At 73.6% G+C, this 14,627-nt stretch carries 11 protein-coding genes; 5 read left to right on the top strand and 6 right to left on the bottom strand.

Annotation, left to right across the window (positions count from 1 at the left end):
• The first annotated feature begins 52 nt into the window (after positions 1-52).
• The 3 genes from ACIBJE_RS27965 (at position 53) to ACIBJE_RS27955 (ending at position 5,579) form a co-directional block, all read left to right on the top strand.
• Positions 53-1,072 carry a GNAT family N-acetyltransferase gene (locus tag ACIBJE_RS27965; RefSeq protein ID WP_396753278.1) on the top strand — a complete coding sequence of 340 codons (1,020 nt, stop codon included), beginning with the start codon at positions 53-55 and terminating at the stop codon, positions 1,070-1,072.
• Positions 1,073-1,166: 94 nt separating this feature from the next.
• Positions 1,167-4,442 (top strand): lamin tail domain-containing protein, encoded by a 3,276-nt coding sequence (locus ACIBJE_RS27960; protein ID WP_396753258.1) that lies wholly within the window; start codon positions 1,167-1,169, stop codon positions 4,440-4,442.
• A 168-nt stretch (positions 4,443-4,610) separates the two neighbouring features.
• Positions 4,611-5,579, top strand: a complete 969-nt coding sequence (locus ACIBJE_RS27955; protein WP_396753257.1) for a peptidoglycan DD-metalloendopeptidase family protein — start codon at positions 4,611-4,613, stop codon at positions 5,577-5,579.
• Positions 5,580-5,955: 376 nt separating this feature from the next.
• Here ACIBJE_RS27955 and hemB read toward each other — a convergent pair whose 3' ends face one another.
• From hemB to ACIBJE_RS27930, 5 genes are read right to left on the bottom strand one after another with little or no spacing between them, the layout of a single operon-like run.
• Positions 5,956-6,939, bottom strand: a complete 984-nt coding sequence (gene hemB, locus ACIBJE_RS27950; protein WP_396753256.1) for a porphobilinogen synthase — start codon at positions 6,937-6,939, stop codon at positions 5,956-5,958.
• Positions 6,940-6,958: 19 nt separating this feature from the next.
• Positions 6,959-8,539 carry a uroporphyrinogen-III synthase gene (locus ACIBJE_RS27945; RefSeq protein ID WP_396753255.1) on the bottom strand — a complete coding sequence of 527 codons (1,581 nt, stop codon included), beginning with the start codon at positions 8,537-8,539 and terminating at the stop codon, positions 6,959-6,961.
• Positions 8,536-9,504, bottom strand: coding sequence for a hydroxymethylbilane synthase (gene hemC / locus ACIBJE_RS27940; protein ID WP_396753254.1), 969 nt, complete (start codon positions 9,502-9,504; stop codon positions 8,536-8,538). The genes ACIBJE_RS27945 and hemC overlap by 4 nt, the downstream gene beginning before the upstream one ends.
• Entirely contained in the window at positions 9,501-10,826 is a 1,326-nt protein-coding gene (locus ACIBJE_RS27935) for a glutamyl-tRNA reductase (RefSeq protein WP_396753253.1), read from the bottom strand. The genes hemC and ACIBJE_RS27935 overlap by 4 nt, the downstream gene beginning before the upstream one ends.
• Complete coding sequence (locus ACIBJE_RS27930) at positions 10,823-11,593, bottom strand: redox-sensing transcriptional repressor Rex (RefSeq protein ID WP_396753252.1); 771 nt, start codon at positions 11,591-11,593, stop codon at positions 10,823-10,825. The genes ACIBJE_RS27935 and ACIBJE_RS27930 overlap by 4 nt, the downstream gene beginning before the upstream one ends.
• A gap of 365 nt (positions 11,594-11,958) precedes the next feature.
• Here ACIBJE_RS27930 and ACIBJE_RS27925 point away from each other — a divergent pair, with 365 nt between their 5' ends.
• Complete coding sequence (locus tag ACIBJE_RS27925; RefSeq protein ID WP_396753251.1) at positions 11,959-13,257, top strand: sensor histidine kinase; 1,299 nt, start codon at positions 11,959-11,961, stop codon at positions 13,255-13,257.
• Positions 13,258-13,304: 47 nt separating this feature from the next.
• The gene (locus tag ACIBJE_RS27920) at positions 13,305-13,961 is read left to right on the top strand and encodes a response regulator transcription factor (protein ID WP_396753250.1); all 657 of its coding nucleotides are present in this window, start codon (positions 13,305-13,307) and stop codon (positions 13,959-13,961) included.
• Between the two features lie 4 nt (positions 13,962-13,965).
• On the opposite strand, the gene ACIBJE_RS27915 is transcribed toward ACIBJE_RS27920, so the two are convergent.
• Positions 13,966-14,616, bottom strand: a complete 651-nt coding sequence (locus ACIBJE_RS27915; protein ID WP_396753249.1) for an HAD family hydrolase — start codon at positions 14,614-14,616, stop codon at positions 13,966-13,968.
• Between the last annotated feature and the right edge of the window lie 11 nt (positions 14,617-14,627).

Below are 14,627 nucleotides of genomic sequence, written 5' to 3'. Positions count from 1 at the left end.
GACGTTCTGGATACTTCCCCCGGGCTGCCGTTGCCGGCAAGCTGTACGGGTGATGGTGCGCGAGTGGGATCCCCGGACCGCGTCGTCCGCCGAGATGGCGTCCCTGCTGGCGACGCTGAACGCGGTCCTGGCGGCCGACCTGCCCGACGACCCGCCCTGGCGGGAGACCTCGCTGCGGGAGTACCTCTCCGAGGTGATGCCCGGTGAGCGGCGGATCTCCTGGGTGGCCCAGGCGGAGCCGGCCGCCGACGGCACGCCGGGGGCGATCCTCGGTCACGTGCAGGTGCTCCTGCTCGGCGACATCGGCGTACTGGAGGTGCTGGTACACCCGGACGTGCGCCGCACCGGCATCGGCCGCACCCTGGTCCGGCTGGCCGCCCGCCGCACGTACCAGGAGGGTTTCCAGGCGGTCGGGGTCGAGGTGGTCGGCGGAACCCCGGCCATGGCGTTCTTCGAGGCGCTCGGCTTCGGTCGGGACTACGTGGAAACCCGCAGCGTGCTCCGGCTCGCCACGGTGGACTGGCCGGCGCTGGGTGCGATGGCCACCGGCATCGGCGCCGGGTACCGGATCGAGTTCTGCCCGGGCGGGCCGCCGGACGACCTGATCGAGTCGTACGCCCGGGCCAAGGCCGACTCGCGCGACATCGGGGACGGCGAGCTGAGACCCAGCTCCTACGACCCGCAGCGACTCCGGGACAGCCTGGACTGCCTGCACCGGCGGGGCATGAAGCCGTACATCGTCTTCGCCATCCACGAGCGCACCGGCGAGGTCGCCGGGCTGACCGAGGTGGTCGTGCCGGCGCAGCATCCCACCCGGGCCGACCAGTACGACACCATCGTCGTGCCGGACCACCGGGGCTACGGCATCGACCGGTCGATCAAGGCCCGGATGCTGCTGGAACTGCGCGCCGCCGAGCCGGAGCTGACCGAGGTGCAGACCTGGAACGCCCAGGCCAACGAGGCCATGCTGGCGGTGAACGCCGAGCTGGGTTACCGCCCTGACCGCCAGTGGTGCGAGTACGGCGCCGACGTGGCGGAACTGGTGCACCGGTTGGACGCACGGACCCGCTGACCGGTTGTTCACCGGCCCGTCCCGTGGGGGATGGACGTCGTACCGCATCGACGCCTACCGTGCGGTGGTCCCGCACATCCTTCGTGGAGGCCCTATGCGCCCGCGCCGCATCCTCGCCGCGCTCGCGACCGCCACCGCCGTGACAGCCACGGCCGTCGGCGTCGCACCCCTCGCGGCCAGCGCCGCGCCCACCGACCTGTTCATCTCGGAGTACGTCGAGGGCTCGTCGAACAACAAGGCGATCGAGCTGTTCAACGGCACCGGTGCCGCCGTCGACCTGGCCGCCGGTGGTTACCAGCTCCAGCTCTACTTCAACGGCTCGACCACGCCGACCAACCTGGCGTTGACCGGCACGGTCGCCGCCGGGGACGTCTTCGTCCTCGCCAGCTCCTCGGCCAACGCGGCGATCCTCGCCCAGGCCGACCAGACCACCGGCGCGAGCCTCTACAACGGCGACGACGCGATCGTGCTCCGCCGGGGCGCGACCGTGCTCGACTCGATCGGCCAGGTCGGCGTCGACCCGGGCACCGAGTGGGGCAGTGGCCTCACCAGCACCGAGAACAACACCCTGCGCCGACTGCCCACGGTGACCACCGGGGACACCGACCCGTCGGACGCCTTCGACCCGGCCGCCCAGTGGACCGGTTCCGCCACCGACACCTTCGACGGGCTCGGCACGCACACCGCCGACGGTGGCGGCCCGGTCGACCAGCCGGCCGCGCTGACCTGCGGCCCGGCCCTGGTCACCTCGGCCGGCACGGCAGCGACCCGGGAGGTCACCGCGACCGACGCGGACGACCGGATCGTCGACCTGGCGGTCAGCGCGGTCGCCCCGACCCCGACCGCCGGCACGATCGGCCGGACCGCGTTCACCGCCGCCGGCGCGGTGGGCGGCACCGCCCGGGCCACCGTGACCGCCAGCGCCGACCTGGCCGCCGGGGCGTACACGGTCACCCTGACCGCGACCGACGCGGACGGGGGCACCGCCACCTGCACGCTGGCCGTGACGGTGACCCGCGAGCTGACCGTCGGCGAGGTGCAGGGGTCGACCACCGACACCGAGTCCGGCCCGGCCGACCGGTCCCCGCTCGCCCCGCCCTCGGGCAACGGCACCAGCAGCGCCCTGTACGACGTCCGGGGCGTGATCACCCAGCGCACCCTGGCGCGGACCTCGGCCGGGGCGGACCAGCACGGCTTCTTCCTGCAGAGCCGGGCCGACGCCACCGACGGCGACCCGACCAGCTCGGACGGCATCTTCGTCTTCATGGGCTCGTTCACCTCGCTGATCGGCGGCTACGTGCCGACCGTCGGCGACGAGGTGGTGCTCCGGGCCCGGGTGTCGGAGTACTTCGACATGACCCAGCTCTCCTCGGCGTCCCTGGTCCGGAAGATCGCCTCCGGGCTGGACGTGAACGCCGTCGTCGCGGTCACCGACGCGGTCCCGCCGGCCGACCTGACCGCCGCCGGGCGGTTCTGGGAGCGGCACGAGGGGGCCCGGCTGCGGGTCCGCGCCGGCAGCGGCGCGGTGAGCGGGCGGGCGGTCTTCGCGTCCACCGCCGACGCCGAGACCTGGCTGGTCGACCGGGACGACCCGCTGCTGGACCGCGCCGACGCGTACGCCCGCCGGGTGTTCCGGGACGCGCACCCGCTGGACAACGACCCGACCCGCGTCTTCGACGACGGCAACGGCCAGCGGATCATGCTGGGCAGCATGGGCGTCAAGGCCACCGCCGGGGACAGCACCGCCCTGCTGCCGCCGGCGAAGACCTTCGACACCCTGACCGGGGACGCGTACGGCGCGCTCTACTACTCCTTCGAGAAGTACGGCGTGCAGGTCGAGCAGGCCGCCTTCACCTCCGGTGCCGACCCGTCGCGGAACGCCCCGCCACGGCCGGCCGACCGGTCGAAGGAGATCGCGGTCGCCACGTACAACGTGGAGAACCTCTACGACCACCGGGACGACCCCTTCGACGGCTGCGACTTCACCGGCAACGCCGGGTGCCCCGGAGTCCGGCCGCCGTTCGACTACGTCCCGGCGAGCGAGGCCGACTACCGTGAGCAGCTCGGCAACCTCGCCGACCAGATCGTCACCGACCTGCACGCCCCGGATCTGATCCTGGTGCAGGAGGCCGAGGACCAGGACATCTGCACGGTGGCCGGGGGCGCGCTGGTCTGCGGCGACACGAACGACGCCGACGGCGCGCCGGACACCCTCCAGGAGTTGGCACTGGCCGTCGCCGCCGCCGGTGGTCCGGCCTACGCCGCCGCGTACGACCGCACCGGCGCGGACGCCCGGGGCATCACCTCCGGGTTCCTGTACCGCACCGACCGGCTGTCGCTGGCCGGGGCGACCGCCGCCGACCCGCTGCTCGGCTCCTCCCCCACGGTCGTGTACCGGGCGGCGGGGCTGCCCTCCAACACGGACGTGCAGAACCCGAAGACGCTGAACGCGCTGCTCCCGCCGGACGTCGACACGTCCACCGGCAAGGACGGCGACAACGTCTTCACCCGGGCGCCGCAGCTCGCGAAGTTCACCGTCCGGGCCACCCCGGGCGGCTCCGAGTCGTACACCCTGTGGGCGCTGAGCAACCACTACTCGTCCGGGCCGGACAGCCGGGTCGGGCAGCGCACCGAGCAGGCCCGGTACGGCGCGGCGATCGTCACCGCGATCGAGGCGTCCGACCCGCACGCCCGGGTGGTCTACGGCGGCGACCTGAACGTCTTCCCCCGCCCGGACGACCCGATCGCCACCGGCGCGAACCCGACGCCGTCGGACCAGCTCGGTCCGCTGTACCAGGCGGGCCTGCGCAACCTCTGGGACGACCTGGCCGCCGAGGTGCCCTCGTCGGCGTACTCGTACAGCTTCGAGGGGCACGCGCAGACGCTCGACCACCTCTTCGTCAACGAGGCCCTGCACGCCGACCTGGTCCAGGTGCGGGCGGCGCACATCAACGCCGACTGGCCGGCCGAGCACGCCGGGGACGGATCGCGCGGCTCCAGCGACCACGACCCGCAGGTGGCCCGGTTCTCCTCCCGGGCGTCGTTGAGCGTGGCGGACGTCCGGGTGGTCGAGGGCGACCGGGGCGACACCCCGGCCACCTTCACCGTCACGGTGTCCCGGCCGCTGTCCCACCCGGTGCTGGTCTGCGCCGGCACGCTCGGCGTGACCGCCCGGTCCGGGCAGGACTTCCGGTCGTACGCCGGCTGCCGGACGCTCGCCCCCGGGCAGACCTCGGTCGCGTTCCCGGTCGACGTCCGGGGTGACCGCAAGCGGGAGGCCGACGAGAAGTTCGCCCTGGTGGTGACCGGCGTGCCGGGCCTGCTGCTGACCGACCCGATCGCGTTCGGCACCGTCGTCGACGACGACTGACCGCCTCGCGGCCCGACCACGGCCCGTCACCCGGACGCCCGGGTGGCGGGCCGCCGCCGTTCCGAGAGCTGTCCGCGCTGTCCATCGCCAGATCGACATTCATGATCTACGATCTGTTGCACCGGTCACCCCGCGAACCGGCCGGACCCCACGAACCAAGGATGGGCCATGTGTGAGAACGATCGTCCCGTCGGGATGTCCGGACTGACCGTCAGCCGACGCACCGTCTTCGCGGCGCTGGGCGTCGGGATCGGCATCGGGGCCGTCGGCCTGCCGACGGCGGCGAGCGCGGCGGTGTCCGGTTGGAGCAACCCCACCCTCGGCACCCTCACCTCCGGTTACAAGACCCCGTCCCGGCCCGGCCACTACGGGTGGGACATCGCCAACAGCCAGGGCACCCCGATCTACGCCGTCGCCGCCGGCACCGTGCGCGACATCCGCACCGGCTCCTACCCGGGCGACCCGAACAGCGGACCGCTGCCCGGTCGCACCGGCAACAGCGTCCACATCGACCACGCCGACAGCTACTTCTCGTACTACGGCCACCTGCACCGGGTGCTGGTCAGCGACGGCCAGCGGGTCAGTTGTGGTCAACTCATCGGCCTGATGGGCACCACCGGCAACTCCACCGGGCCGCACCTGCACTTCGAGATCCACCGGCCCCGTCTGACCTCGACGGACCCCCGGACGTTCCTCGCGAACCGGGGCATCAGCCTGGGTTCGACCGCGCCGATGGGCACCACGGGCTGGCCGAGCGTGTCGCAGGGCACCACGTCCTGGACGGCCCGGGTGATCCAGTACCTGCTGCGCGGACGGGGTGTCTCCACCGTGGTGGACGGCTACTTCGGCCCGGGAACCGCGTCCTCGGTCCGGACGTTCCAGAGCAGCAAGGGCCTGTACGTCGACGGCCTGGTCGGCCCGATCACCTGGACCGCGCTGATCCTGCCGTTGCAGCAGGGCAGCTCCGGGGACCTGGTCCGGGGCCTCCAGACGGCGCTCAACGCCCGGGGCGCCAGCGTCGCCGTGGACGGCTCGTTCGGCGCGCAGACCACCACCGCCGTCCGCAACTTCCAGAGTTCCCGTGGCCTCGTGGTGGACGGGCTGGTCGGACCGGTCACCTGGAGCACGCTCATCTGACCGACGCCACCGGGGTTGTGGGGCACCGCAGCAACCGGATCCGCTGACGAGCAGCGACCGCCAGCAGGGCGGCCAGGACCCGGTTCACCACGCCTCCGCCTGTTGAACCGGGGTCACCGCGGCACGGGTCCGGGTCCGCCGCCGGGCGTCGGCGGCGGCCAGCGCCGACCGGGCCCGGGTACGCCCCGCCGGCGGCAGCCGGTAGTAGCGGCGTCGCGGCCGCCCCTCGGGCCTGCTGGTCGATGACCTCCCACCGGCTGTCCACCCAGCCGGCCGCCTCGAGCCGGGCCAGGATCGGGTAGATCGTCCCGGGCGTGCCGGACTGCCGAACCGCCCGGAAGGGGCGGCAGGAAGGCGCGAGGAAGGGCGGCTGGGGTCAGTGACCGTCGCGCAGCAGGCCGGCGGCCTCGACCGCCCAGTAGGTGAGGATGATCTGCGCACCGGCCCGCCGGATCGAGGTGAGCGTCTCCAGCATCGCCCGCTCCCGGTCGATCCAGCCGTTCGCGGCGGCGGCCTCGACCATCGCGTACTCGCCGGAGACCTGGTAGGCCGCGACCGGCACGTCCACCTCGGCCCGGACTGCGGCGACCACGTCCAGGTACGGCAACGCCGGCTTGACCATCACCATGTCGGCGCCCTCGGCCACGTCCAGCGCGACCTCACGCAGCGACTCGCGCAGGTTAGCCGGGTCCTGCTGGTAGGTGCTCCGGTCCCCGTCGAGGCACGACTCCACCGCTTCCCGGAACGGGCCGAAGAAGGCCGAGGCGTACTTCACCGCGTACGCCAGGATCGCGACGTCCTGGTACCCGGCGGCGTCGAGCGCCCGGCGGACCACGCCCACCTGACCGTCCATCATCCCGGACGGGCCGACCACGCCGACCCCGGCGGCGGCCTGCGCCACCGCCATCTCGGCGTACGCGGCCAGCGTGGCGTCGTTGTCCACCCCGCCGTCCGGGGTGAGCAGCCCGCAGTGCCCGTGCGAGGTGAACTCGTCCAGACACAGGTCGCTCATCACCACCGTGGCGTCGCCGACCTCGCTCACCACGTCCCGGATGGCGACGTTCAGGATGCCGCCCGGGTCGATGCCGCCGGAGCCGGTGGCGTCACGCTGCGCGGGCACCCCGAACAGCATGATCCCGCCGACCCCGGCCTGGACCGCCTCCACCGCCGCCTTGCGCAGCGACTCCCGGGAGTGCTGGACCACCCCGGGCAGGGTGGCGACCGGCCGGGGCTCGGTCAGGCCCTCCTTGACGAACATCGGCAGGATCAGCTCCGACGGTGCGACCCGGGTCTCGGCGACCAGCCGCCGCACGGCCGCGTTGCGACGCAGCCGGCGGGGGCGGATCTCGGGGTACGGCATGACTGCTGCCTCCTGAGGGCTAGCGGAACCTGAGGGCGGTCGGCCCCTGCACCTTCGAGCCCCGGCGCTGCTTGGCCGGCATCGCGGCCAGCTTCTCCCGCAGTTCCACGGCATAGGCGGCGAGCGCCTCCACCAGGTCGGGCACCGAGGCGTGCGGCGGCTGCACGTCGACCCGGAGGCCGAACTCGGTGGCCGTCTCCGCCGTCTTGGGCCCGATCACGGCGACAACGGTACGCGCGTGCGGCTTGCCGGCGATGCCGACGAGGTTCCGCACCGTCGAGGAGGAGGTGAAAAGGACCGCGTCGAAGCCGCCCGACTTGATCGCGTCCCGGATCTCGGCCGGCGGCGGCGCGGCCCGGACCGTCCGGTAGGCGGTCACGTCGTCGACCTCCCAGCCCCGCTCGGTGAGCCCGGCGGCGAGGGTCTCGGTGGCGATGTCGGCGCGCGGCAGCAGCACCCGGCCGACCGGGTCGAGGACCTCGTCGTGCGGGGAGAACTCGGCCAGCAGCCCGTCCGAGGACTGCTCCCCCGCCGGGACCAGCTCCGGCTGGATACCGAACGCGCGGACCGCGTCGGCGGTCGCCTCGCCGATACAGGCGATCTTGACGCCGCCGAAGTGCCGGGCGTCCAGGCCGTGCTCGGCGAACTTCTCCCAGACCGCGCGCACCGCGTTGACCGACGTGAAGATCACCCAGGCGTACCGGCCGTCGACCAGGCCCTTGACCGCCCGCTCCATCTGGGCGGGGGTACGCGGCGGCTCGACCGCGATGGTCGGCACCTCGCACGGGATCGCCCCGTACGCCCGCAGCCGCGCGCTCATCACGCCGGCCTGCTCCTTGGTCCGGGGGACCAGCACCTTCCAGCCGTACAGCGGGCGGTTCTCCCACCAGCTCAGCTTGTCCCGCTGGCCGACGCCCTCCCCGACGGTGAGCACGACCCGGCCGGTGAAGCCGAGCGCGGCGGCGACGAACGAGTCGACGGTCGACGTGGTGGTGTACTGGGTCTCCCCGGTGCCGTCCCCGGTCACCCCGACGCCGGTGGTGCCGTCCACCCCGGCGGAGAGCAGGCCGTCGCGGATCGCGGCGAGGTCGCCCGCGTCCACGGCCAGCGCCAGCGAGCCCCGGCCGACGGCGGCGGCGAGCGCCTCGAAGTCCAGCGTGGTGACGTCCTCGACGTCGGCGGCGGTCCGGACGCCCGGCAGCGGCACCCCGGCATAGGTGGCGACGCCCTCGGCCTGCCCGACGCCGGGCACCACCTCGAAGTGCGCGGCGGTACGCGCCACCGCCTGCACCTCCTTGACCACGGAGTCGTGCCCGAACGGGTCACCGGCGACCAGGTGCACCGCGTTCAGCCCGGAGCGGGCCGCCGAGATGAGCACCTTCGCCACGTCACCCGGCGCGCCCTCGGCCGGAGTGAACTGGGCGTCGGGGCGGGCCTGGGCGCGGACGGCGTCGAGCAGCGACTCGGGTACGCCCCGGTCGTACACCACCTGGTCCGCGTCGACCAGGGCGTCGTGCGCCCGACGGGTCAGCAGGCCCGGGTCGCCGGGTCCGGCCCCGACGAACGCGATGTGGCCTACGGGCTTACGGGTGCGGGTCATTCTGTGCTCCCAAATTGCTGGGTCCCCGGGCCGGCGTGGTCTGGCTGGCCGAGGATCGAGTCGGCGCCACGGGCGAGGAGTTCGGCGGCGAGCGCCTTGCCGATCTCCGCCGCGTCGGCGGGCGTTCCGGTGCGGGACAGCCGGATGTCTCGGGTGCCGTCCGGGCTGATCACCGCCCCGCGCAGGTAGATCTCATCGCCGGTGTCGCCCTCGGCGACCTCGGCGTAGGCGGCGACCGGAGCGGAGCATCCGGCCTCCAGGGTGGCCAGCAGCGCCCGTTCCGCGGTCACCGCGGCCCGGGACGGCGCGTGGTCGAGCACGGCGAGCAGCTCGACCAGGTCCGAGTCGTCGGCCCGGCACTCGACGGCCAGCGCGCCCTGGGCGGGCGCGGGCAGCATGAGCATCGGGTCGAGCGTCTCGGTGATCTCGTCGGTCCGCCCCAGCCGGGCCAGCCCGGCGCGGGCGAGGACGACCGCGTCGAGATCGGCGTCGGGCCCGAGCACCCGGCTCAGGCGGGTGTCCACGTTGCCGCGGATCGGCACGACGGTCAGCTGCATCCCGAGTGCGTGCAGCTGTGCGACACGGCGCAGCGCGCCGGTCCCGACGGTGGCCCCGGACGGCAGTTCGGCCAGCGTACGGCCGTCGCGGGCGACGAGCGCGTCCCGCGGGTCCTGCCGGGGCGGCACCGCCGCGATGTGCAGCCCACCGGGTTCGGCGGTGGGCAGGTCCTTGTACGAGTGCACGGCGAGGTCGATCTCGCCGGCGGTGAGCGCGTCGCGCAGCGCGGAGACGAAGACCCCGACCCCGAGCCGGTGCACCGGCGCGGAGGAGCGGTCACCGGCGGTGACGATCTCGACCAGTTCGACCGGGCGGCCGGTCGCGGCGGTGAGCGCGTCGGCGACGTGACCGGACTGGGCCATCGCCAGCGCGCTGCCCCGGGTGCCGAGGCGCAGGGGGGCGGTCATCGCTCTCCTTGGTCGGAAGTGATGTCGGGCACCGTGTCGACCGGGGAGGTCTGCGGCACCTGAAGGTCGAAGAGTTCCCGCAGCAGGGCGGCGTACTGGTCGCCACCGGGTTCGGCGGCGAGCTGCCGGACCCGCACGGTGGGCTGGTGCAGCAGGCGCTGCACCACCCGGTGGACCGTCCGGGCCACCTCGGCCCGCTGGTCGTCGGTGAGGTCCGGGCGGCGTTGGGACAGCCGGGCCAGCTCGGCGGCGACCACGTCGTCGGCGCGTCCGCGCAGGGCGGCCACGGTCGGCGCGACGTCCGCTCCGCGCAGCCAGGTCAGGAAGGACTCGACCTCGCCCGCGACGATCCGGTCGACCGCCGCCGCGTCGGTGGCGGCCGGTCCGCCGGCCAGCACCGCGGCCATCCGGTCGATGTCGATCACCTCGACCCCGGCCAGCTCCGCGACTCCCGGCCCGACGTCGCGCGGGACGGCCAGGTCGAGCAGGACCAACGGTCCCCGGTCGGCGTCCCGCCCGGCGAGCGCCCGGCGCACCACGGGGTGGGTGAGGACCGGTTCGGTGGCCGCCGTGGCGGCCACTACGATATCCACTGTGGAGAGCGCGTCGGCCAGCTCGGTCATCGGGACGGCGCTGGCCCCGTACGACTCGGCCAGCCGCACCGCGCGGTCGGTGCCCCGGTTGGTGACGGTCAGCGGCCCGGCGCCGAGCCGGGAGAGGGTGGCCACGCCGAGCGCTCCCATCGCGCCGGCTCCCACGACCAGCGTCGGGCGGCCCGCCAGGGTGCCGTCGAGCTGCTCGGCGGCCAGGTTCAACGCGGCACTGACCACGCTCTGGCCGGCCCGGTCGATCCCGGTCTCGGCGTGAGCCCGCTTGCCCACCCGCAGCGCCTGCTGCATCAGCTCGTGCAGCAGCCGGCCGGCCGAGTCGGCGCCGACCGCCCAGTGGTAGGCGTCCCGGAGCTGGCCGAGGATCTGCGCCTCGCCGACGACCATGGAGTCCAGCCCGGCGGCGACCCGGAAGACGTGGTCGACCGCGGCGGCGTCGTAGTGCACGTAGAGGTGGTTGGCGAGGGTGGCGGGCGGCGCGCCGGCCTGCTCGGCGAGGACGGCGCAGATGTCGCCGAGACCACCGTGGAAGCCGGAGACGGCGGCGTACACCTCCACCCGGTTGCAGGTGGAGACGAGCACCGCCTCGCTGACGTACGGCTGGGCGACCAGGCGGTCCAGGGTTCGGGTGAGTTCGGCCGGGGCCACCGCCAACTGCTCCAGGACAGCGACCGGAGCGGTGCGGTAGGACGCGCCGACGGCGAGCAGTTTCACGTGCCGATCGCCTCCTGGGGGTCGGTGGTGGGGGCGCCGCCGGCGAGGGTGGTGAGGGTGGACGGGCCGGTGCCCGGCAGGGCGGTGAGCGACGCCTTACGATGCTCGTGGAAGGACAGGATCTGCAACTCGATGGCGAGATCGACCTTGCGCACGTCGACCCCGTCGGGCACCGTCAGGACGCACGGCGCGAAATTCAGGATGCTCGTCACACCGACCGCGACGAGCTGGTCGGCCACCGCCTGGGCGGCCCCGGCCGGGGTGGCGATGACCCCGATGGCGAGCTGTTCCTCGACCGCGATCCGGGGCAGCTCGTCGATGTGCCGCACGACCAGCCCGTTGACCTCTTCGCCCACCCGGGCCGGGTCGGCGTCGAAGAGGGCGGCGATCCGGAAGCTGCGGCTGGCGAAGCCGGCGTAGCCGGCCAGGGCGTGACCGAGATTACCCACGCCGACCAGGGCGACCGCCCGTCGCTGGGTGAGCCCGAGCACCGACTCGATCTGCTCGATCAGCAGCCCGACGTCGTAGCCGACGCCCCGGGTGCCGTACGAGCCGAGGTGGGAGAGGTCCTTGCGGAGCTTGGCGGAGTTGACTCCGGCGGCGGCGGCCAGCCCCTCGCTGGAGACCGTCTCGTGGCCGGTCTCGGCAAGGTGGTGGAGGGCACGGAGGTACTCGGGGAGCCGCGCGACGGTCGCTTCCGGCAGATCCGGAAGCGCCGGTACGGCACCGGCGCGCCTGGGCGCGCCTGGGTGACGGTGCTGACTCATGAGACTCCGTGCGGTGCGATCCTGGACCAGCTCCGGTCGCCGGCCGTTTCGGGACTCCCGCTGGCGACCGATCTTGCCGGCTGTGCTAGCAGGGCGCGTCGAAACTACACAGTAGGCGCTTGTGAAGACGTGCACAAATCGCGATCTTGCAAATGCACGACGCGACAACACCAGGCCCCTCCGTTTCGCACCCGCCATTGAGCGGGCACTCCGGCACCGCGTCGCGATTATTGCTTAATTCCGACTTCTCTGACCAATTGCGCTCGGGTCCACCGGCCGTGTCCTGCGAGGTAGGGCCAGCCCCACCCCAGGTACGGCGGTGTACGGGATGGGTCGGCACCACCGCCGCGCCTAGCCTCTAACCCATGACCACGGCCAATCCCGCCACCGGAGTGACGGCCCGCACACCGCGCCTTCCCCGACGACTCCTCACCGATTCCGGATACGTCCTGCTCGGTCTGCCGCTGGCAGTGGCCAGCCTGGTGGTCCTCCTGGTGGGGCTGGCGTTGGGGCTGGGGCTGCTGGTGCTGGTGGTCGGTCTGCCGGTCCTCACCGGGACCCTCTACGCCGCCCGGGGACTGGCCGACATCGAGCGGCTGCGCCTGGCCGCCGTCCGCCGGCAACCCCGGATCCGACCGCGCTACCGGCTCCCGGAAGCCGGTGCGACCGCCTGGCGGCGGATCTTCCTGCCGATGCGCGACATCCAGTCCTGGCTCGACCTCGCCCACGGCATCTTCCGGCTGCCCGTGGCGATCGTCACCTTCGTGCTGACCATCACCTGGTGGGCGGTGGCCCTCACCGGCACGCTCTACGGGGCGTACGACTGGGCGATCCCACACCCTCCGGAGAACGTCGAGCTCAACGAGCTGCTCGGGCTCGGCGACACCACCCGGGCCCGGGTCGGCCTGCACACCGCCATCGGGCTGTTCTTCCTGCTCACCCTGCCGATGGTGGTCCGTGGCTGCGCGCTGGTCCAGGCCGGCTTCGGTCGGGCGATGCTGACCGGGGTGGCCGAGATGCGCGACCGGATCACCGTGCTGGAGGAGCAGAAACGGGCTGCGGTCTCCGCCGAGGCGTCGGCCCTGCGCCGGCTCGAACGGGACATCCACGACGGCCCCCAGCAGCGACTGGTCCGGCTGGCCATGGACCTCGGCCGGGCCCGGCAGCAGCTCGCCAACGACCCGGAGGCGGCCGGCCGCACCCTGGACGAGGCGCTCGACCAGACCCGGGAGACCCTGGCCGAACTGCGTGGCCTGTCCCGGGGCATCGCCCCGCCGATCCTGGTGGACCGGGGCCTGCCCGGCGCCCTGGCCGCCCTGGCCGGACGCGGGCTGATCCCGATCGAGCTGCGGGTCGACCCGGATCTCGGCACCCCCGACGGCCGGCCCGAGGCGGCGGTGGAGCACGCGGCCTACTTCGTGGTCGCCGAGGCGCTGACCAACGTGGCCAAGCACGCCCGCGCCAGCGAGTGCCGGGTGACCGTCGGCTGGCGGGACGGACACCTGGAGATCAGCGTGGTCGACGACGGACAGGGCGGCGCGCACCTGGCCAAGGGTCACGGCCTGGCCGGCATCGCCGACCGGGTCCGCGCCGGCGGGGGCGTCCTGGAGGTGACCAGCCCGGTCGGCGGTCCCACCGAGATCCGCGCCCTCCTGCCCGGCTGACGCCGCCGGGGCGCTCCGGCGAGGTCGACGTGGTAGACAACTGAACCATGCGGGTGGTGATCGCCGACGACGCCGTACTGCTCCGGGAGGGGCTCATCCGGTTGGTGACCGAGAACGGCCACCAGGTGGTGGCCGCCGTCGGGGACGGCGACGCGCTGGTGGAGGCGGTGACGACACACCGGCCCGACGTCTCGATCGTGGACGTCCGGATGCCGCCGTCCCACACCGACGAGGGGCTACGGGCGGCGGTGACCGCCCGCCGGCTCGTGCCGCGTACGCCGATCCTGGTGCTCTCCCAGTACGTCGAGGTGGCGTACGCCGACGACCTGCTCGCCACCACCGGTGGAGCTGGCGGCGGGATCGGCTATTTGCTCAAGGACCGGGTCGCCGCGATCGACGAGTTCCTGGACGCGCTCGCCCGGGTGGCGTCCGGTGGCACGGTGCTGGACCCGGAGGTGGTGGCGCAGTTGCTCGTCCGGCGGCGGCGCGACGACCCGCTGCGGGAGCTGACCCCGCGGGAACGCGAGGTGCTGGCCCTGATGGCCGAGGGGCGCTCGAACACCGCGATCGCCCGGACGCTGGTGGTCAGCGACGGCGCGGTGGAGAAGCACGTCCGCAACATCTTCACCAAGCTCGACCTGCCCCCGGACACCCACCACCTGCACCGCCGGGTCCAGGCCGTGCTCACCTACCTCCGCACCTGACCCCTCAGCGCAGGGTGGCGGCCAGCTGGACGGCCTCGGTGAGGGTCTCGGCCACCGGGTGGCGGGAGGCACGCAGGCGGACGGCGTCGGTGAAGCCGCCGGTGTAGAGGACGGCCCGGCCGCCGACCGCCTCCGCCGCGTCGGCGTCGTCCAGCGAGTCCCCGATCAGCACCACCGAACCGCCGTCGACACCCAGCTCGGCGAGGTGCCGCCGGAGGGACTCCGCCTTGCGGTCGCCGCCCACCTCGGCCCGCAGCCCGTCGACCCTCGTGAAGTGCCCGGTCAGCCCGTACGTGTGCACGGTCGGCACCAGCTCGTCGTGGAACCACATGGACAGCAGCGACTGGCTGCCGGGCCAGGCGGCGATGGCCGAGCGGGCGTCCGCGGCCAGCTCGCAGGTGGTCAGGCCGACCCGGTACGCGTCGTGGAAGACCTTGTCGAGCCGACCGAACGCCTCCTCGTCGACGGCCCGGCCGAGCACTTCGGCGTAGTAGTCGGCGATCGGGCGGCGGAACCGCACCCGGTGCTCGTCGGCGCTGACCGCCGGGCCGCCGACGCTGGCGAAGGCCGCGTTGGTGCAGGCGACGATGAGGTTGAGATCGTTGAGCAGGGTGCCGTTCCAGTCCCACACCAGGTGGCGGCGAGCAGGGGTCATCCGGTCACCAT

Origin of the sequence: Micromonospora sp. NPDC050187 (assembly GCF_044459745.1) — a bacterium.
In the GTDB taxonomy this organism is placed as follows: domain Bacteria; phylum Actinomycetota; class Actinomycetes; order Mycobacteriales; family Micromonosporaceae; genus Micromonospora.
Note: the sequence above shows the minus strand (reverse complement) of the source record. Positions and strands in the feature narration are given on the sequence as shown.